This window comes from Curtobacterium sp. Leaf261, assembly GCF_001422205.1.
In the GTDB taxonomy this organism is placed as follows: domain Bacteria; phylum Actinomycetota; class Actinomycetes; order Actinomycetales; family Microbacteriaceae; genus Curtobacterium.
Genome location: NZ_LMMJ01000009.1, coordinates 195,203 through 215,617 on the forward strand (window position 1 = coordinate 195,203; position 20,415 = coordinate 215,617).

15 protein-coding genes and 1 tRNA gene are annotated in these 20,415 nt (G+C 71.1%); 3 read left to right on the forward strand and 13 right to left on the reverse strand.

The window, feature by feature from the left end; genetic code table 11:
• The first annotated feature begins 91 nt into the window (after positions 1–91).
• Complete coding sequence (locus ASF23_RS12015) at positions 92–2,020, forward strand: ABC transporter ATP-binding protein (protein ID WP_055953752.1); 1,929 nt, start codon at positions 92–94, stop codon at positions 2,018–2,020.
• Positions 2,021–2,143: 123 nt separating this feature from the next.
• On the opposite strand, the gene ASF23_RS12020 is transcribed toward ASF23_RS12015, so the two are convergent.
• From ASF23_RS12020 to ASF23_RS12035, 4 genes are all read right to left on the reverse strand, one after another.
• Positions 2,144–3,622, reverse strand: a complete 1,479-nt coding sequence (locus tag ASF23_RS12020; protein ID WP_055954385.1) for an NAD-dependent succinate-semialdehyde dehydrogenase — start codon at positions 3,620–3,622, stop codon at positions 2,144–2,146.
• A gap of 26 nt (positions 3,623–3,648) precedes the next feature.
• The gene (locus tag ASF23_RS12025) at positions 3,649–4,341 is read right to left on the reverse strand and encodes an isochorismatase family protein (RefSeq protein ID WP_082474098.1); all 693 of its coding nucleotides are present in this window, start codon (positions 4,339–4,341) and stop codon (positions 3,649–3,651) included.
• A gap of 52 nt (positions 4,342–4,393) precedes the next feature.
• The gene (gene dacB, locus ASF23_RS12030) at positions 4,394–5,986 is read right to left on the reverse strand and encodes a D-alanyl-D-alanine carboxypeptidase/D-alanyl-D-alanine endopeptidase (RefSeq protein WP_055953755.1); all 1,593 of its coding nucleotides are present in this window, start codon (positions 5,984–5,986) and stop codon (positions 4,394–4,396) included.
• Positions 5,987–6,055: 69 nt separating this feature from the next.
• A complete protein-coding gene (locus ASF23_RS12035) occupies positions 6,056–7,069 on the reverse strand; it encodes a Gfo/Idh/MocA family protein (protein ID WP_055953758.1) in 1,014 nt (337 codons plus the stop codon).
• A 212-nt stretch (positions 7,070–7,281) separates the two neighbouring features.
• Between ASF23_RS12035 and ASF23_RS12040 the strand changes: the two genes are divergently transcribed.
• Both ASF23_RS12040 and ASF23_RS12045 read left to right on the forward strand, forming a co-directional pair.
• Entirely contained in the window at positions 7,282–9,000 is a 1,719-nt protein-coding gene (locus ASF23_RS12040) for an HAD family acid phosphatase (RefSeq protein ID WP_235510879.1), read from the forward strand.
• A gap of 128 nt (positions 9,001–9,128) precedes the next feature.
• A complete protein-coding gene (locus ASF23_RS12045; RefSeq protein WP_055954391.1) occupies positions 9,129–10,787 on the forward strand; it encodes a glycoside hydrolase family 13 protein in 1,659 nt (552 codons plus the stop codon).
• A 126-nt stretch (positions 10,788–10,913) separates the two neighbouring features.
• Here the strand turns inward: ASF23_RS12045 and ASF23_RS12050 are convergent.
• From ASF23_RS12050 to ASF23_RS12090, 9 genes are all read right to left on the reverse strand, one after another.
• Positions 10,914–10,989, reverse strand: a tRNA-Thr gene (locus ASF23_RS12050).
• 47 nt (positions 10,990–11,036) lie between these two features.
• Positions 11,037–11,762, reverse strand: a complete 726-nt coding sequence (locus ASF23_RS12055; protein WP_055953761.1) for a TetR/AcrR family transcriptional regulator — start codon at positions 11,760–11,762, stop codon at positions 11,037–11,039.
• A gap of 123 nt (positions 11,763–11,885) precedes the next feature.
• A complete protein-coding gene (locus tag ASF23_RS12060) occupies positions 11,886–13,028 on the reverse strand; it encodes a DNA polymerase III subunit delta' (RefSeq protein WP_055953764.1) in 1,143 nt (380 codons plus the stop codon).
• The gene (gene tmk / locus ASF23_RS12065; protein WP_442855029.1) at positions 13,025–13,675 is read right to left on the reverse strand and encodes a dTMP kinase; all 651 of its coding nucleotides are present in this window, start codon (positions 13,673–13,675) and stop codon (positions 13,025–13,027) included. The genes ASF23_RS12060 and tmk overlap by 4 nt, the downstream gene beginning before the upstream one ends.
• Entirely contained in the window at positions 13,672–16,527 is a 2,856-nt protein-coding gene (topA, locus tag ASF23_RS12070; RefSeq protein ID WP_055954397.1) for a type I DNA topoisomerase, read from the reverse strand. Before topA ends, tmk begins: the two co-directional genes overlap by 4 nt.
• A 485-nt stretch (positions 16,528–17,012) precedes the next feature.
• Positions 17,013–17,369 (reverse strand): hypothetical protein, encoded by a 357-nt coding sequence (locus tag ASF23_RS12075; protein ID WP_055953767.1) that lies wholly within the window; start codon positions 17,367–17,369, stop codon positions 17,013–17,015.
• Positions 17,370–17,518: 149 nt separating this feature from the next.
• Positions 17,519–17,704: a DUF4244 domain-containing protein gene (locus tag ASF23_RS18360; protein ID WP_055954400.1), complete on the reverse strand. Its 186-nt coding sequence runs from the start codon at positions 17,702–17,704 to the stop codon at positions 17,519–17,521.
• A gap of 303 nt (positions 17,705–18,007) precedes the next feature.
• A complete protein-coding gene (locus tag ASF23_RS12085; RefSeq protein ID WP_055953770.1) occupies positions 18,008–18,910 on the reverse strand; it encodes a type II secretion system F family protein in 903 nt (300 codons plus the stop codon).
• Complete coding sequence (locus ASF23_RS12090; protein WP_082474101.1) at positions 18,891–20,042, reverse strand: CpaF family protein; 1,152 nt, start codon at positions 20,040–20,042, stop codon at positions 18,891–18,893. The genes ASF23_RS12085 and ASF23_RS12090 overlap by 20 nt, the downstream gene beginning before the upstream one ends.
• Positions 20,043–20,415 lie beyond the last annotated feature (373 nt).

Sequence of the window (20,415 nt, forward strand, 5' to 3'; positions counted from 1 at the left end):
GGAGTGGTCCCGCGTCCGTGTGCGGCGGACCCAGCGGGACGACGTACCGTTGGAGGAGAGACGAAACCCTGACCGAGTCCGAGAAGGAACGATGAGCAACTTCCTGAGCCGCCGCCGCAAGCAACCGGACGGCCCCCGCGCGACGTTCGGCACGCTGCTGCCGTACCTGTTCGAGAACCGCCGGGTGATGGGCTTCATCATCTTCCTGAGCGTCATCGGCGCAGCGACCTCGCTCGCGCAGCCGCTGCTCATCCGCGAGGTCATCACCGCCGTCCAGAAGCACGAGACCGTCGCGAGCCTCGTGGCGCTCCTCGCCGTCCTCGTCGTCGTGTCGGGCCTCCTCAGCGGGTTCCAGCACTTCCTCCTCCAGCGCGCCGGCGAGGGTGTCGTGCTCTCGAGCCGCCGCCGGCTCGTCGCCAAGATCCTGCACCTGCCGATCTCCGAGTTCGACGTCCGGCGGACGGGCGACCTGGTCTCCCGAATCGGCAGCGACACGACGCTGCTCCGCGCGGTCCTCACGCAGGGGCTGATCGAGGCGATCGGCGGTGCGCTGACGTTCATCGGCGCGGTCGTCGTGATGGCGGTCATCGACCCGCTCCTCCTCGGCATCACCGTCGTGATCATCGCGCTGTCGATCGTGTTCGTCGGAGCCCTGAGCCGTCGGATCCGCGTCGCGAGCAAGCGCGCCCAGGAGAAGGTCGGCGACCTCACATCCGCGGTCGAGCGCGGCATCAGTGCCGTCCGGACGATCCGCGCCGCAGGAGCCACCGAGCGCGAGGTCGCCGAGATCGACGGCCACGCGACGGAGGCCTACCGTCGCGGCCTCGACATCGCGAAGATGTCCGCCTTCGTCGTGCCGGTGTCCTTCATCGCGCTGCAGGTCTCGTTCATCGTCGTGATCGGCGTCGGCGGCGCCCAGGTCGCCGCCGGCACCGTGTCGATCGCCACCCTCGTCACCTTCATCCTGCTGCTCTTCATGATGATCACCCCGCTCGGCCAGGCGATGGGTGCCGCCATCGCGGTGAACCAGGCACTCGGAGCGCTCGGACGGATCCAGGAGATCCTCGACCTGCCGGACGAGGACCACGACGACGCCGCATTCTCCGCCGCCCCGGCCGTCGCGACCCAGGACGCGATCACGTTCGACCACGTGTCGTTCCGCTACCGCGAGGACGCCCTCGTCACCACCGGGTCGCCGGACGGGGCCGACGGCGCGACCGCGACCGGCGGGGCGGACGCGATCCGTGCCTCCCGTCCGTCCGGTTCCGGTCCGGTGGGCACCGCCGGACTGCCGGGAGGCACGGCTGGCGTCACCGACGCCGACGCACGCCCGCAGGACCCGACCGTCCTGCACGACGTCTCGTTCAGCGTCCCGCGCGGCAGTCGCGTCGCCCTCGTCGGGCCCTCCGGCGCCGGGAAGAGCACCACCCTCGCGCTGATCGAGCGCTTCTACGACCCGACCGACGGGGTCATCCGGCTCGGCGGCATCGACGTCCGCGGGCTCGACCGCGCCGAGCTGCGTGCCCAGATCGGCTACGTCGAACAGGATGCTCCGGTGCTGGCCGGCACGATCCGCGCGAACCTGCTCCTCGGCTCACCGACCGCGACCGAGGAGGAGTGCGTCCGCGTGCTCGAGGCGGTGAACCTGACCGAGGTACTCGAGCGCGACGAACGGGGGCTCGACGCCCAGGTCGGCGAGGACGGTGTGATGCTCTCCGGGGGTGAACGGCAGCGGCTCGCGATCGCGCGGACCCTGCTCGCGGCTCCCCCGATCCTGCTGCTCGACGAGTCGACCTCGAGCCTCGACGGCATTAACGAGCAGCGGCTCCGCCTGGCGATCGACGCCGTGGCCGAGAACCGGACGCTCATCGTCATCGCGCACCGGCTGTCCACCGTGGTCGACTCCGACGTCATCGTCGTGCTCGAGCACGGGCGGGTCGTCGGTGTCGGGACGCACTCGGAGCTGGTGCAGACGACGCCGCTCTACCGGGACCTGGCGAAGCACCAGCTCCTCGTCTGACCCAGCGTCCCCGTCCGACGCCCAGTCCGAGTCCCGTCCGCAAAACACCAGGTCGGCGGCTTCTCGCAGGGCAATACCTTTGCGAGACCCGGCCAACTCGGTGTTTTGCGGGAGGCGGGGGGGTCAGACGCTGAACGGGTCCGGCGTCAGCATGTAGACCGTCTCCAGGTACTCCTCGATGCCCTCGTGGGCGCCCTCGCGCCCGAGGCCCGAGGACTTCACGCCGCCGAACGGGGCGCTCGCGTTCGAGATGACACCCATGTTCACGCCGAGCATCCCGGACTCCAGGCGCTCCGCGAGCCGCTGCGCACGTGCGAGGTCCTTGGTGAACGCGTACGACACGAGGCCGAACTCGGTGTCGTTCGCGAGGCGGATCCCTTCTTCCTCGGTGCTGAAGCGGGTGATCGACACCACCGGCGCGAAGATCTCGGTCGTGAGGATCCGCGAGCCGGGCTGGACGTCATCGAGGATCGTCGGCGCGAAGTAGGTCCCGGGGCGGTCCACGGGCTCACCCCCGACGACGAGCCGGGCACCCCGCGTCACCGCGTCGTCCACGAGGTCGGACGCCTTGCCGACGGCCTTGGCGTCGATGAGCGGCCCCATCGTGGTGCCGTCCTCGCGCCCCCGGCCGATCACGAACCCACGGACCCGCTCGGTGAGGCGTGCCGTGAACTCGTCCGCGATGCCGTCCTGCACGAAGAACCGGTTCGCGGCCGTGCAGGCCTCGCCGACGTTCCGGAACTTCGCGAGCATCGCCGCGGTCACCGCGGTGTCGACGTCGGCGTCGTCGAAGACCAGGAGCGGGGCGTTCCCGCCGAGCTCCATGCTGGTCTTCAGGACGTTGTCCGCGGCGAGCTTGAGGAGCGCCGAGCCGACGGGAGTCGATCCGGTGAAGGTGAGCTTCCGGAGCCGCGGGTCGGCGAGCAGCGGACCGGACTGACCGGGAGCGTCCGAGGTCGGGACGACGTTCAGCACACCCGCGGGCAGTCCGGCCTCGACGAAGAGCTGCGCGAGGTACAGGGTCGTCAGCGGCGTCAGGTCCGCCGGCTTCACGACGATGGTGCACCCGGCGGCGAGTGCCGGGGCGATCTTCCGGGTGGCCATCGCCAGGGGGAAGTTCCACGGGGTGATCGCGTACACCGGACCGACCGGACGCTTCAGCACGACCGCGCGACCAGTGCCCTCGGGGTTGGTCGAGTAGCCGCCGGTGATCCGCACAGCCTCCTCACTGAACCACCGGAGGAACTCCGCCCCGTAGGTGACCTCGCCCCGCGACTCGGCGAGGGGCTTGCCCATCTCGAGCGTCATGAGCGCGGCCATGTCCTCGGCGTGCTCGTGGACGAGGTCGAACGCGCGACGGAGCACGTCGGACCGCTGCCTCGGCGGCGTGGACGCCCAAGCCTCCTGGGCCGCGACGGCTGCGTCGAGGGCGGCCATGGCGTCGGCCGGGGTGCCGTCGGCGACCGACGCGATGACCTCGCCCGTGGAGGGGTCGCGCACGTCGAAGGTCGCGCCGGAACCCGAGGAGCGCCAGGTGCCGTCGACGAACACGCCGGTCGGTACCCCGTGGATCGTGACGACCCCGTCCGTGATCGTGGTCATCGTGGTCGTGGTGGACGTCGTGTCGGTCATCGTTCCTCCTGCTCGGTCGGTTCTGCGGTCGCCGCGGCCGCCGCTGTCGCCGCTGTCACTGCTGTCGCTGCGGTCGCCGCTGTCGCTGGGGTCGCCGCGGTCGCTGTGGTCCCTCTGGCGCTCGGCACGACCGTCGCACCGGCGGCACGCACCTCGACGAGGGCCGCCGCACTCGAGTCGGGGGCGACCCCGGCGACGAGGTCGTCGAACACCCGGACGTCGAACCCCGCGGCGATCCCGTCGAGCGCGGTGGCCCGGACGCAGTGGTCGGTCGCGATGCCGACGATGTCGATGGCGTTCACGGCGGCCTCGGACAGGACCGCGCGGAGCGTCCGGCCGGTGTCGTCGGTGCCCTCGAACGCCGAGTACGCGGGCTCGCCCTGTCCCTTCCGGACGTGCACGTCGAAGCCGGTCGTGTCGAGCGCCGGGTGGTACTCGGCACCGGGGGTCCCGCCGACGCAGTGCACCGGCCAGGTCGTCACGAAGTCCGGCTCGGGGGCGAAGTGCCCGCCGTTGTCATCGTCGCCGTGGTGCCAGTCGCGCGAGCCGACGACGAGGTCGTACTCGGGGCCGTGTGCTGCGAGGAAGCGAGTGATGCGCTCCGCCGTGGCGATCCCGCCCTGGACCCCGAGCGCGCCACCCTCCGTGAAGTCGTTCTGGACGTCGACGATCAGGAGCGCGCGGGTCATGGACCCATCCTGGCCCAGCAGCCCGAGGACGCGCTGGTGCCCGGACCCGGGGTCACCCGTTCGACAGGTTGTTCCCGCAGCGGTAGACGGCGGCGGTGATCGCGTCGAGCGCCGGCAGGGCCGCGGCCCGCGAGGAGCCGAGTGCGTAGAACCCGAAGGTCAGGCGGGTGCCGTCGGCGGCGTCGATGTAGCCCCCGAGCGTGTTCGCGGTGTCGATCCACCCCGTCTTCGCGTGCACCTTGCCCCGCGCCACGGCGCTCGCGCCGGTGAACCGCGATGACAGCGTCCCCGACACCCCCGCGACGGGCAGCGACTGCGCGAGCGTCCCGAGGCCCTTCTCGCCGGCGGCGACCTTGACCATGAGCTGCGACACCAGGGCGGGCGACACGGCGTTGTCACCGCTCTCGCCGGAACCGTCCTTGATCACGATGCCCGAGGCGTTCAGCCCGTAGGCGCCGAGCGCCTTCTGGTAGACGCCGGTCAGCGAGGCGGCGGACCCGTCCGAGCCGGACTGCTTCGACGAGATCCGCGCCAGCATCTCGGCGAGGGTGTTGTCGGAGTTCGGGATCATCTGCCCGATGAGCGTCGAGACCGGCTGCGACTGCACCTGGGCGATGGTGTCCGAGCCGGTCGTGGCGCGCTTGGTGATCGTCGCCGAGCCGGCCCCGACCACACCGGCGTTCGCGAGTGCCGAGCGGAACGCGGCGCCCGCACGGCCGACGGGGTCGGTGGACCGTGGCGACGTCGCCGCGGCGGGGTTCGCCCGGTCGCCGTCGACCATGAGCGCCATCACCTCGGGCTGGTACCCGATGGTCCGCTCGCTCACCGGCCACGACGGGTCCCACGCGTCGGCGTCGTTCCAGTAGGTGTCGTCGGTGACGATCGTGCCCACGGGCGTGTCGCCGAGCCGCGCCTTGACCTGCTGCGCCAGGTCCGCGAGGGTCGGCGCCCCCGGGTACACCGTGCCGCCGCCGGCGCTGAGCGTCGGGTCGCCGTGTCCGACGATCGCGATCGTGCCGGCACCTTCGGACACCACGGTCGTCGGGATCCGGTAGTCACCCCCGAGGTCGGTCAGCGCGGTCGCGGTGGTGAGCGTCTTCATCACACTGCCGGTCCGGGCCGGGGTCTGACCGTTCCGGTCGAAGAGGGTCTCGCCGGTGCTGGCGTTCATCACGAAGCCCTCGAACTGGCCGAGCCCCGCGGCACCGGCTGGACCGGCGACCGAGCACGTCCGGAGCGCACTCGGGCCGGCGACGTCGGCGGGGACGGAGCGGGCCGGAGCCGTCGGGGTGGCGCTGGCCGACGGGGCTGCGGACGACGAGGACGACGGACGGGAGGCAGTGCTCACCGGACCGGGGCCGGCCGCGGTCGACGACGGGGTCGGCATGGTCGCCGCGGCCATCGCGACGGCGCCACCGGAACCGACCATGAGGATGGCGGCGAAGCCACCGATCGCCCATGCGACCGGCTTCCGCGCGACGGACCGGCGGATGCCTGCGAGGGCCGACCCGAGCCTCCCGTCCGACGGAGCGCTCGCAGTCTCCGGACTGTCGCCGGCGTCGTCGCCAGGCGTGGACGAGGCGGCGGGCGCGGCAGGCTCGTCGGAGGTGGCGGGCTCGTCGGGGCGGTCGGTGGCGTCGGACATTGCCGACGATTCTACGGCGAGCCCACCGACATGCCTAGGCCCCCGTCACCATCGCGGCCCGGTTCTCCGTCAGAGCGCCGCGGAACGCCGTCCGGTCGACGCGGTCCCCTCGCTCGGGTAGCGCACGCCGACCTGACGACGCGCCTCGTCCATCACCGCCATGATGGCGACCGACTGCTCGGCGTCCATCGGGCCGCCGTCGTGCTCCCCGGACTCGATCATCCGCTCGAACGCCCGCGCCTCGTGGTGGTATCCCGCGAGTTCCTCACGCCCGTCGAACTCCTCCACGACCGCACCGTCGCGGTCGCGGAGCCGGAACGTCGTCGGCGTGAAGAACGTGGCGTCGACGTCGATCCGACCGTCGTCGCCGATGATCGACGCGGTGTTCGGCGACCGCACGTCGAGGGCGAAGTGGAGCATCGACTGGGCGCCGCCCGCGTGGGTCATCACGAGGCCCATCTGCGTGTCGACCCCCTGCTCGCTCAGGGTCCCGCTCGCGATGACGCTCTCCGGCACTCCGAGGGCGTCGACCGCGAACGAGATCGGGTAGATGCCGAGGTCGAGGATCGCGCCGCCACCGAGCGCCGGGTCGTTCAACCGGTGCCGGGGATCGGTCGGCAGGGCCTGGTGGTGTGTCGCCTCGACGAGACGGGGGCGGCCGATCCTGCCGTCCTGCACGAGCCGGCGGATCATGGCACTCTGCGGCAGGAACCGCGTCCACATCGCCTCGGTGATCGCGACGCCCCGCTCGCGGGCGGCGTCGACGATGGTCCTGGCCTCCGGCGCGTTGAGCGTGAAGGCCTTCTCGACGAGCACGTGCTTGCCGGCGCCGATCGCACGGAGCGCGTCCTCGGCGTGCATCGGGTGCGGGGTCGCGACGTAGACCGCGTCCACGGTGTCGTCCGCCACGAGGTCGTCGTAGGACCCGTGCGCGTGTGGGATGTCGTACTCGGCGGCGAACGCGGCCGCGCTGTCCGCCGTCCGCGACCCGACCGCCGAGAACACCACACCGGCCGCACGGCAGGCGCGCACGAACGAGTGGGCGATGCCGCCGGTGCCGAGGACACCCCATCGAATGGTCATGGCTCCTGTCTACCCGAGTGCACGGGCCCGTGGGGGCGGCGGGTCCCCGCCTGTGGAGAAGTCGATCCCCCTCCGGACGCCGATGACGCCCTGTGGATGGACATCGACTCCATGGTCGATTCCCAGCTAAGGTGCTGCCGTACCCCCGATCGGGGGCCACCAGCTCCCGATGGAACGCCGGGGGCCGAACCCGCCCGACGAAACGGTGACACGTGATCAGACGCACCATCTCCTCCCCGCTCCGGCTCCTCGCGGTCGGGGCCACCACGGCGGCCCTGGTACTCGGCTCGACCCTCGTCGGCACGACGACCGCGTCCGCGCACGGCTGGCCGGGGCACGGTGGCGGTGGATGGCACGGGCCGGGATCCGGCCAGGACGCCGGGTTGACCCCGCGGACGCAGTTCACGATGGCCGCCGACGGGAGCTCTGGAGCGACCCAGGGCGGCGAGGGCATCCCGAACATCGACTCCGACAAGAAGACCATCGCGACCTACTACGGCGATCCGGGCACGGGCATCGCGAACAAGACGACCTCGCCGTACATCAGCGAGATGGCCTCGATCGTGTCGAGGCAGACCGCTGGCCTCCGCGCGCAGTACGACGCCGCGGTCGCGAAGGGCCAGAAGCCGGCGATCGTGCTCGACAGCGACGACACGACGCTGTTCACCTACGACATGGAGGTCGGGGACATGCACTTCACGTTCTCCCCCGCCGAGCAGGACGTCTGGGTGCAGGACCAGCGGTTCCCTGCGACGCCGAGCATGGTGTCGTTCTTGAACGCCGCGGAGGCCATGGGCTTCACGATCTTCGGCGTGACCGGTCGGAACGACGACCAGAAGACAGCGACACTCGCCAATCTGACGAAGGTCGGGTACCAGGGCTTCGCAGCGGACGACTTCTTCACGAAGTGGACCGGTACGGGTACCAGCACGCAGCCGTCGTACGTCACGTGCGTGTCGACCTGTACGACGGTCGAGTTCAAGGCGGGCACCCGCAAGCACATCGAGCAGGACCTCGGTTACACGATCACGCTCAACGTCGGCGACCAGTGGTCCGACCTGCAGGGCGGCTACGCGGAGAACACCCTGAAGCTCCCGAACCCTACGTACTACCTCCCCTCAGCAGACCTGCCGGGCGTCTCCGAGCCGCAGTTCGCCCCGCGCACGCACTTCACCATGGCGGCCGACGGTTCCTCGGGCACCACCCAGGGCGGTGAGGGCATCCCGAACATCGACTCCGTCAAGAAGACGATCGCGACCTACTACGGCGACCCCGGCACGGGCATCGCGAACAAGGCGGACAGCCCCTACATCCGCGAGATGCGCGCGATCGTCGCCCGGCAGATCCCCGAGGTCGCAGCACGCTGCTTCGTCGCGCAGAAGACCCACCGGAACCCTGCGATCGTCCTCGACGCCGACGACACGACCCTCTGGACCTACGACATGGAGGTGGCGGACATGCACTTCACGTTCTCCCCCGCCGAGCAGGACGTCTGGGTGCAGGACCAGCGGTTCCCCGCGACGCCGTCGATGACCTCGCTCGTCCAGGTCGCCGAGCGGTCCGGCTGTACCGTGATCGGACTCACCGGTCGGAACGACGACCAGAAGACCGCGACGATCGCGAACCTGCACAAGGTCGGGTTCCCGCAGTTCGAGGCCACCGGCCGGTCCTCCGCCACGCGCTCGACGATCCCGACCTACTACACCAAGTGGACCGGGGTCGGGGTGTCGCAGCAGCCGTCGTACGTGACCTGCGCGACGGCCAAGTGCTCCACCGTCGAGTACAAGTCGCAGACCCGTGCGCACATCGAATCGCGTGACGGAGGACGGTACGACATCGTCGCGAACTACGGCGACCAGTTCAGCGACCTCATCGGCGGATCGGCCGACCAGTCCGTGAAACTGCCGAACCCGACGTACTACCTGCCGTAGGCATCCGTAGGTTCGACGTGAGCATCTGACGGTCTGGAGGGACGGTGCCAGCTGGCACCGTCCCTCCCCTCCGTCCCGCGTCCCGTCGCGAACCGGCGGCCGGACGCACGACGCAAGGAGGCGTGCCCGTGCCCGCAGGAGTCCCGACCCAGCCAGCGTGGTGGACGAAGGCCGTCGTCTACCAGATCTACCCGCGGAGCTTCGCGGACGCGAGCGGCGACGGGGTCGGCGACCTCGGTGGGATCCGGCAGCACCTCGACCACATCGCGGACCTCGGCGTCGACGTCGTCTGGCTGTCCCCGATCTACCGGTCACCGCAGGCGGACAACGGCTACGACATCAGCGACTACGAGGACATCGACCCGCTGTTCGGCACGCTCGACGAGTTCGACGCCCTGCTCGGCGAGGTGCACCAGCGTGGGATGAAGCTCGTGATGGACCTCGTCGTGAACCACTCGTCCGACGAACACCCGTGGTTCCAGGCGTCTCGCGCGTCCACCACGTGCCCGAAACGCGACTGGTACATCTGGCGCGACCCGGTCGACGGCCACGAGCCCAACGGCTGGCGCGGCGCGTTCGGCGGACCCGCGTGGACGCTCGACGACACGACCGGGCAGTACTACCTGCACATGTTCGCCCCGGAGCAGCCCGACCTCAACTGGGACGACGCGGACATGCGCGACGCCGTGTACTCGATGATGAACCACTGGCTCGACCGTGGTGTCGACGGCTTCCGGATGGACGTCATCAACCACATCGCGAAGAACCCGGACGACCTGGTCGGCGACAGCACCGGGTACGTGATGGCTCCGCGTATCCACGAGCACCTGCAGGAGATGCACCGCAGGGTGTTCGCCGACCGACCGGACGCACTGCTGACCGTCGGCGAGATGCCCGGCGTCACGGTCGAGGACGCCGTGCTCTTCACCGATCCGGACCGGCACGAGCTCGACATGGTCTTCCAGTTCGAGCACGTCGGGCTCGACCACGGCCCGGCGTCGAAGTTCGACACCCGGGCCCTGTCGCTCCCCGCGCTCAAGCGCTCGCTCGCCCGCTGGCAGGACGGGCTCGCGGAGCGGGGCTGGAACTCGCTGTACACGGCGAACCACGACCAGCCGCGGACGGTGTCCCGGTTCGGGTCGGAGTCGTACCGGATCGAGTCGGCGACACTCCTCGCGACCGTGCTGCACCTGCACCGAGGAACGCCCTACGTGTACCAGGGCGACGAGATCGGGATGGTGAACGCCGGGTTCCGCACCATCGAGCAGTACCGCGACATCGAGTCGCTGAACCGGTACCGCTCTGAGGTCGACGACGGCGCGGACCCGTCCCCGGTGCTCGACTCGCTCGTGTCCCGGAGCCGGGACAACGCCAGGACCCCGATCCCGTGGACCGCCGCCGAGCCCTCCGGCGGATTCTCGTCGACCGAAGCGTGGATCGGCATGGGCGTCGGCTGGCCCGACATCACGGTGGAGGCGGACCGTGCGGCCGGCGACCGGTCCGTGTTCGAGCACTTTCGACGGCTCGTCGCGCTGCGACACGAGTCCGCGGTGGTGCAGCTCGGGGCGTTCGCGCTCCTGGAACCGGATCACCCGACGCTGTGGGCGTTCACGCGGACGCTCGACGACGAGGCGCTCGTCGTGGTCGCGAACCTGTCCTCGTCGGCGCTGGCGCTCCCCCAGGACGTCCTCGGGCTGCTCGGAGCGGTTGTGCTCCGGAACCCCGCCGGCGGGGACGACGGTCCGTCGCTCGCGCCGTGGGAGGCGCGGATCCACCGGAGGGTGTGAGGCCGGGGGCGGGTGTGCGCGGTCCGCGCGTACCGGTGCGGCCGGCGCGGGTGTGGCGGGTGCGGCCGGTGCGGGTGTGCCCGGACGACGAAGGCCCCCGAGTGACCGGGGGCCTTCGTCGTGCTGTGGAGCCGCCTATCAGAATCGAACTGATGACCTATTCATTACGAGTGAATCGCTCTACCGACTGAGCTAAGGCGGCGGACGCTCCGACATCGTCGCAGCGGCACGAGAAACTACTGTAGCGGATCAAGCACGCGCACGCGAAACGAGCGCGCCGAGGTCCGCGAACGACGCGCGGAGGCAGTCCACGAGACGCCCGTCGCCCTCGAGCGCCGACCACTCCCACCACGCGTGACGCACCGTCGCCATCGCGACGAGTGACGCCAGACGGGCGCGCCGTTCGAGCTCGGTGCCACCGGCGCGCGGGACGGACGACCGGTCGGCTTCGGCGGCGTCTCCGGGTTCGGAGGCGTCCCCGGGTTCGGAGGCGTCCCCCGATCCGGAGCGCTGGTCGGGATCCGTGAGCGTGAGACGGCGCATGATGACCGCCGCGAGCTGGGCCTGGAACTCCTTCATCGACGCCATCCGCTGCCCGAACAACTGCGGGTTCTCCTTGAGGACCTGCTGTCGCTCCGGCATGAGGTCGCGGTCCTCGATGAGCTCCTGGGTCGAGTGCGCGAGGAGCTCACCGATGTCGGACATCAGCTCGCCGCTCGGGAGTCCGGCAACGAACGCGTCCACCGCCTCGTCGGTCGGCAGGGTCGGGTCCTCGCCGAGGAGCGCCTGGTCCTTGCTCGCGAAGTAGTTGAAGAAGGTCCGCGGGGAGACGTCGGCGCGCCGGGAGATCTCGTCGACCGTGACCGCGCCGAGCCCCTCGTCGATCGCGATCCGCAGTGCTGCCTGCTGGATCGCCGCCTTGGTGGCACGGCGCTTCCGCTCACGCAGGCCGAGTTCGGGTTCGGTGACGCTCATGCCTCGATCATTGCACACCATGCAAATTTGCAGTGCTTCGGCGACGAGTGGTGCGCGTTCTGGGCAGTGGCGACCGGCGAGCGTCGGGACGGCGCGTCAATGGGACCGCGGTGTGTCAGTGCGTCAGCGGACCGCACGCGCGACGGTGACGAGCAGTGCCTCGAGTGCGAGCAGCGCGGCCACGTTCGCGGCGATCCGACGCCGTGCGAGTCCGACGGCGTCGAGGACCTCGAGTGCGGACGCGGGCGGGACCATCGGCAGGGCCCGGTCGAGCTGGTCACGCATCGAGAGGTTCACCGGCTCGGTCGCCGCCCCGAGGCCCATGAGCAGGAGGTCGCGGTACAGCGACATGACGTCGACGAGGATGCGGTCGAGGCCGTCGCGGAGGCTCCGCGTCGCCCGTCGCTTCTGGTCCTCCTCGAGCACGCGGAGCTGCGATCGGAGCGCCGGGGGCACCGTGCCACCCGGCTCGACACCGAGCGACCGGAGGGCTGCGTCGCGCTCCTCCGCGTCCCGCTCCTGGGTGATCGACTTGGCGTCCTCGTCCGCGACCGCCATGAGCTCCGCCGCCGCGAGCACCGCATCGCCGACGCTCCGGATCCGGAGCACGGTGTCGAGCGTCCGCCGCCGACGATCCCGGGCGTTTGGGCTGGTCGCGAGCCGCTGCGCCATGCCGATGTGGCTCTGTGCCTGCCGTGCCGCGTCGAGGGCGAGTGCACGGTCCACGCCGCTCCGGGCCACGAGGAGATCCGCGACCGACTCGATGTCCGGCACACGGAGGCGGACCGACCGGACGCGCGAGCGGATCGTCGGGATGAGGTCGGCTTCGCTCGGCGCGCAGAGGATCCACACGGTGCGCTCCGGGGGTTCCTCGAGGGCCTTGAGGAGGAGGTTCGACGTGCGCTCGGTCATGCGGTCGGCGTCCTCGACGATCACGACGCGGTAGCGCCCGACCGACGGTGAGTAGTACGACCCCGTGACGAGGGTACGGATCTCGTCGATGGTGATGATCACGCGCTGCGTCGTGAGCACGGCGACGTCCGGGTGCGTCCGCGCGGTGACCTGCGCCAGGGCACGCTCGTCGTCCGACCCGCCGCTGACCAGTGCTGCGGCGAACGCCAGCGCGACGTTCGACCGACCGGACCCGGGTGGACCGGTGATCAGCCATGAGTGCGTCATGCTCCCGCTGCCGTCCGGGGCCTCTGCGGCCGCCCGGAGACTCGCCACCGCCTCGGCCTGCCCGGTCAGCCCGTCCCACACGCTCACGCCGCGACTCCGAGGAGGACGCCGACCCGGGTCCGGATGCGGTCGGCGATGTCGTCCGGCACCGCTGTCGCGTCGACCACGAGGAACCGGTCTGGTTCGGCACCGGCCATGCCGAGGAACGACTGTCGGACGGTCTCGTGGAAGGTGGACGCCTCGGCCTCGAGGCGGTCGAAGACCCCCCGCGCAGCAGCGACCCGCGCTCGTCCGACGGCGACGTCGAGGTCGAGCAGGACCGTCAGGTCGGGGACGAGCCCGTCCGCGGCCCAGTCGGACACCGACCGGATGTGATCGGCCCCGAGTCCGCGCGCGGCACCCTGGTAGGCGACCGACGAGTCGATGTACCGGTCCTGCACGACGACGTCCCCGCGGTCGAGCGCCGGGCGGACGAGCGTCTCGACGTGGTGTGCGCGGTCCGCGGCGTAGAGGAGCGCCTCGGCACGTGGCGCGATGTGTCCGCGCTCGTGCAACACCATCTCGCGGATGCGGCCGCCGAGCTCGGTACCGCCGGGTTCGCGCGTGCGCACCACGGTCCTCCCGACCGTCTGCAACCACTCTTCGAGTCGCGCTGCCTGTGTCGTCTTGCCCGCGCCGTCGCCGCCCTCGAACGTGATGAACCGTCCGAGGGGCACCGGTGCCGCGTCGGTCACTTCTTCTTCGCCGGGGCCTTGCGGGTCGTGGTCCGCTTGGCCTTCGGCTTGGCGGGACCCTTCGCGCGCTTGTCGGCGATGAGCTGCACCGCACGCTCGAAGTCGACCTCGTCGATGTCCTCGCCGCGCGGGATGGTCGCGTTCGTCTCGCCGTCGGTGACGTACGGCCCGAAACGGCCGTCCTTCATCTTGATCGGCTTGCCGCTCACGGGGTCCGCTTCGAACTCCTTGAGCGCGCTCGACGCCTGGCGACCGCCGTACTTCGGCTGCGCGAACAGCTCGGTGGCACCGGCGAGGTCGATGTCGAAGATCGCGTCCTCGCCCGGTAGCGTCCGGGTGTCCGTGCCCTTCTTGAGGTACGGACCGTAGCGGCCGTTCGCCGCGAAGATCTCGTTGCCGGTCTCCGGGTCCGTCCCGACGAGGCGGGGCAGGTCGAGCAACTTGAGGGCGGTCTCGAGGTCGACGGTCATCGGGTCCATGGACTTGAAGAGGGATGCGGTGCGCTCCTTGGGAGCCGCCGCCTTCTTCACGGGCTTCTTCTTCGCCGGTGCCTCGGGCTCCCCCGCGGCGGCCTTCGAGGCTTTCGTCGTCCGGGTGGCGGTCTTCGTGGCCGTCGCGGTCGCTGTCGCTGCGGCCGACGTGCCTGCGGCCGACGCGGTCGTGGCATCGGCCGCAGCCGTCTCGAGCACCTCACCGGTCGCCGGGTCCACGGTGGGCTCCGGCTCGGGAGTCCGCTCGGTCACGTAGGGACCGAACCGGCCGTCCTTGGCCAGGACCTCCTTGCCGGTCGCGGGGTTGACGCCGACGACGCGATCGCCGACCACGGGAGCATCGACGAGCTCCCGCGCCTTGTCCACCGTGAGCTCGTCCGGTGCGAGGTCCTCGGGGACGTTCACCCGACGCGGGGTCTCCGGATCGTCGCTCGGTGTCTCGATGTACGGGCCGTACTTGCCGATGCGGAGCACCAGCCCGGGCGCGAGCTCGACGGAGTTGATCTCCCTGGCGTCGATCTCGCCGAGGTTGTCGATCACCCCGCGGAGTCCGCGCTGGTCGTCGTTGCCGAAGTAGAAGCCGTTCAGCCAGTCGACGCGATCCGCCTCGCCACCGGCGATGCGGTCGAGGTCGTCCTCCATGCCCGCCGTGAAGTCGTACTCCACGAGGTCGTGGAAGTACTCCTCGAGAAGTCGGACCACGCTGAACGCGATCCAGTTCGGGACGAGCGCCGTGCCTCGGGGCGTGACGTAGCCGCGGTCCACGATGGTCGAGATGATCGCGGCGTAGGTCGACGGGCGACCGATGCCGAGTTCCTCGAGGGTCTTCACGAGGCTCGCTTCGGTGTAGCGCGGCGGTGCGGAGGTGTCGTGCCCCTTCGCCTCGATCTCCTCGACCGAGAGGCGGTCGCGCTCGGCCATCTGCGGGAGCGTCGTGTCGGCCTGCTCGGAGGACTCGTGCCGGTCCTCGTCCTTGCCTTCTTCGTACGCGTTGAGGAACCCGCGGAAGGTGATCACCGTGCCTGACGCGGTGAACTCCGCATCCGTGCCGGAGGCGGTGACGGCGAGACCCTCGACGGGCTCCGGCGACGCGATGCCGATGACGACCGAGGCGGTGGAGCCCTTGGCGTCGGCCATCTGCGAGGCCACGGTGCGCTTCCAGATGAGGTCGTAGAGCTTCCAGTCGTTGCCCCGGATGACGTTCTGCATCTGGGACGGCGTCTTGAAGGTGTCGCCCGCGGGGCGAATCGCCTCGTGGGCCTCCTGCGCGTTCTTGCTCTTGCCGGCGTAGGACCGGGGCTTGTCCGGGACCGTGTCGGCGCCGTACAGATCGGACGCCTGCTTGCGCGCCGCGGAGACGGCCTGCTGCGAGAGCGACGCAGAGTCCGTTCGCATGTAGGTGATGTGGCCGTTCTCGTACAGCGACTGCGCGACGCTCATCGTCTGCCGTGCCGAGAACCGCAGCTTGCGGGCCGCCTCCTGCTGGAGGGTCGAGGTCGTGAACGGCGCAGCAGGTCGACGCGTGTAGGGCTTGGACTCGACGCTCCGGACGACGGCACCGTCCGCGCGACGGAGCACCGCCGACAGCGCGTGCGCCGACGCGTCGTCGAGCCGGACGGCGTCGCCCTTGGCGTTCCCCCGGTCGTCGAAGTCACGGCCGGACGCGACACGCGTCCCGCCGAGCCTGGCGAGGCGAGCGGTGAAGGGCGAGGTGGCGTCGGGCTTCGCGAACCGCGCGGTGAGGTCCCAGTAGTTGACCGACACGAAGGCGAGGCGTTCGCGCTCACGATCGACCACGAGGCGCGTCGCCGCGGACTGGACCCGACCTGCTGAGAGTCCGGGGCCGACCTTGCGCCAGAGCACCGGCGAGATCTCGTACCCGTAGAGACGGTCGAGGATCCGGCGGGTCTCCTGCGCATCGACGAGCGCGGTGTCGAGCTCGCGAGTGGCGTCCTTCGCGCGCTGGATCGCCTCCTTCGTGATCTCGTGGAACACCATGCGGTGCACGGGGACCTTGGGCTTCAGGACCTGGAGCAGGTGCCACGCGATGGCTTCGCCCTCGCGGTCCTCATCTGTCGCGAGGAAGAGCTCGTCGGCGTCCTTGAGCGCGCGCTTGAGGTCGGCGACCGTCTTCTTCTTGGCGTCCGAGACGACGTAGTACGGCTCGAACCCGTTCTCGACGTCCACCGAGAACTTGCCGAGGGAGCCCTTCTTGAGCTCAGCGGGCAGGTTCTTCGGCTCGACGAGGTCCCTGATGTGGCCGACGGAGGCCTGGACCTCGTAGCCGTCTCCGAGGTACTGGGCGATCGTCTTGGCCTTCGCGGGGCTCTCGACGATCACGAGCTTTTTCGTGCCTGGCACGTGACTCCTTGATCGATGGTGCAGACGGTGACCGGACGCAGATCGCGTCGATCGACCGGAGGTGTCGGGCGGCGGTGGACCGACAGGCACACCATACACACGGTGTCCCGACGCTCCACTATCGGATCCGCTCCTATATATCGCCGGATCGTCATCCGGACCGGCCCGTGACGTGGCGCCCACAGCGAACACACCGGAGACGACCACTGCTCGTACGGTCACCGTCGCGTCGTCGACCACGCACGCGTCGAGCCGGGCACCCGATCGGACGGCGACATCCGCCGCCCGGACGCACGGGGGTCCGGCGACGAGTCCGACCGCCGAGGCCGCGCCGGCGATCGCAGCGGAGTCCGCCACGGTCGCTGCCCGGACGAGGTCGACCTGCACGCGTACGGCAGCGCCGAGCACGCTGACGCCGAGCACGACCGCTGCGATGACGCCGACGAGGACCACCGAGGTGCTCCCCCGGGTGTCCTGGAACCGCGTCACCGGCCACCGTTCGCCGCACAGACCGTCGCGGTGGCGGGCAGCCGGACGGCTCCGAGCACCGGCACCGGGGCCGATGCCGTGGCGCACACCACGGAACCGCTCATGATGGTCCTGACCGTGCCACCGGGCGCGAGTTCAGCCGCCAGCGCCGTCGCACTCGCGGAGTCACCGCGGCCGACCGCGCGAGCGACGGCCGCACCGGCGACCTGGAGCCGGATCTCCATCGCCGCACCGGCGACGAGCCCGGCTGCGAGTCCGACCACCACGACGACCGCGGGGAGCACCACGGCGAACTCGACGGTGACCGAGCCGCGCGCATCGCCCAGCTGCGCCGTCCTGCCGCGAGCACCCACATCGACGCTCGCGGCAGCGCCCGGTCCGGCGCCGGAGCCAGATCCGGGCCCAGAGCCGGAGCCCGAGCCACTGCTCAGGCCGGGGCCCCTGTCCTGGCGGAGCCCAGCAACCACGGCGCGCGCACGCCGGACCAGGACGGGCCCGCCGGTCACAACGACAGCGCCCCGCGAACGATCCCGACGAGGAGCGCCTGCACCTCACCAGACCGCATCACCGCGACCAGGACCCCGGCGAACGCGACCGCGGCCAGGATCACCACCGCGTACTCGGCCGTCGCCGACCCGGTGTCGTCGACGACGATCCGGCCGAGAGCACCGGAACGCCGGCCGGCCACGCGCGACCCGCCGGCAGCCCGACCCACCGACCACCCGCTCCGACCTGCCCCACCCACGGCCGCATCCGCTCCACCCACGGCCGCATCCGCTCCGCACACAGCCGGATCCGCCCCGCCCACAGCCGCATCTGCTCCGCCCACAGCCGGATCCGCCCCGCCCCCGACTGGATCTGCTCCGGCCACCGCTCTGCTCGCTCCCATGGTGAGTCCCCCTCCGTCCGGCCCGGTGATTCCGCGCCCCTGGTTCCCATCGTCGCGGCCGCACCGGGAGCTCACGCCGGATCGGAGTGGCGCTGTGGACGGTCACCGCAATCCCGCGATGGTGGAGGACAGGATCCCCGCGATCACCGGCACGATCCCCACGAGGACGAACGCGGGCAGCAGGCACACACCGAGCGGCAGCACCAGGAGCACCCCGAGCCGCTCGGCCGCCGCGAGCTGGTCCGCAGCGGTGTCCCGACGAACGTCCGTCGCCGCGGCCCGGAGCAGTCCCGCTGCGGGCACGCCGACCGCGTCCGCCAGCTCGAGCGTGGCGGTGATCGCGGTTCGTTCCGCCTCGGGCAGCGCACGGTCCCCCGCGGCCTCGGCGACGACACGGGACGCCGCCGACCGGGCGCCCCCGGACGACAGCGCGACCGCCCAGAGTTCGAGGCCGAGCCCGGGAACCGGGCCGGACGGATCCGCGCGTGCGACGAGGCGTCGTGTCCAGTGTCCGGCGCACAGCACGAGGCCGCCCGCGAGCACCAGGCAGCCCCATCCGAGGACGCTCGCGAACAGGAACCGCACGGACTCGATCCCCCACATGAGCCCGAAGAGCACGCCGACCACCGGGAGCGCGAGGACCACACGGCCGCTCGCCCGCGGCCCGGCCAGTGCGACCTCGACGGCGCGATCGGCGTCGGCGCGTTCCCGGAGCGCCGCCGCCAGTGCGTCGAGCGTCGGTGCGACGGGCGATCCGGTCCGTTCGGCCACCGCCCAGAGGACCGCGACGTCCTGCCACACCGCCTGGCCGGTCCCGCGCACCCGGCAGAGGCCCTCCGCGACGGTCGCGCCCGCGGCGATCGACCGTGCGACGGGCAGGAGTGCCGGCTCCCGCTCCGCGACCACCGTCCACGCTCGGCGGGCCGTGATCCCCGCCCGGACGAGCGTGGCGACGCGGTCGAGTGTCCGCGCGGCCGATGCGGACTCAGCGGCCTGCCGACGCATGACCCGTCCGGTCGAAGGCCACGGCCGGATGCGTGCCGTCGGTGACCCGGCCCTCCGTCGTCGGGCGCTCCTCGGCCACCACGAGACGGTCCCGACCGTCCAGCGCGAGCCGGCCCACGGCAGCTAACCCGCGCCTCCCGTCCGTGCGATCGAGGTGCAGGACCAGGTCGAACGCGCTCACCGCCTGCCGTGCCAACGGCTCTGCGCCGAGCCCGGCGAGCGCCCCGAGCGCCTCGAGCCGGGTCGCCACGTCCTGGACGCTGTTCGCGTGGACCGTCCCCGCCCCACCGTCGTGGCCGGTGTTGAGCGCGGCCATGAGCACCCGCACCTCGGCTCCTCGGCACTCGCCCACGACGACGCGGTCCGGACGCATCCGGAGCGCCTCCCGCACCAGTCGCTCGAGGCCGATCGATCCGACGCGCTCCGCGTTCGCCTGCCGTGCCTGCAGTCGGACGACGTGCGGATGGTCGATCCGGAGCTCCGCGACGTCCTCCACCGTCACGATGCGCTCGTCGTGCGGCACCAGCTGGAGCATCGCGCCGAGCAGCGTCGTCTTGCCGCTGCCGGTCGCACCGCTCACGAGCACGTTCCGCCGTGCGACGACGGCCGCCTCGACGAGATCGCGTGGGATCCGCTCGAAGAACCCTCGACGATCGAGGTCGTCGAGTCCGAGGCCGACGGTGCTCGGGAGCCGGATCGAGATCGCTGTGCCGGACTGCGAGATGGGCGCCAGCACGACGTGCACCCGGATGCCCCCGCCGTGGTGGACGTCGGCGCAGGGGGTCGCCTCGTCGACATGACGCCCGGCGATCTCGACCAGCCTCGTACCGAGCTGCTGGGTCCGCGGTTCCGAGAGGAGCATGGACGTCCGGCGCAGTCCGGCACCCTCGTCGACCCACACGCCGCGGTCTCCGAGCACGAGGACGTCGGTGATGCCCGGGGCGCGCACGAACGGCAACAGCTCCTCGAACTCGACGAGGTCGGGACCGGCACGATCCGGATCCGCGACCCCGGTCCCGGACACATCGACGCGCTCCCCTCCGACGACCGGGACGAACAGCGCGGACGAGGACAGCGCGGACGAGGACAGCGCAGACGAGGACGAGAACGATGAGAACGGACTGTGGACCATGCTCGAGGACCGTAGGGAGCCCTCCACCGGCATCAGCGAAGGACCGACCGTTCTGGGGACCGACGAGGCCGACACCGCGCTGGGGAGGACGAGCGACAGCGTCACTGTTTGTACCCCGAACAGCCGTACGTACCCCACTCGGGCACAGTGTGGTCACGACGAGGTGGAACACGCCCGCACACCTCCGGAGTGCGGAACACGCGATGATCCGGTGCCCCACAGCTCGCCCAGAGAATCCCGGCCACACTGCGGAGCGCCCCGCCGATCGGCGATCTCGGACCAGGCGGACGGTTCTGTCCACCCGTTCGTCCAGAGCGCCGGAAGCGCGCGGATCGCACCATGCCGCGCCGACTTCGCGATCGACGACGTCGGC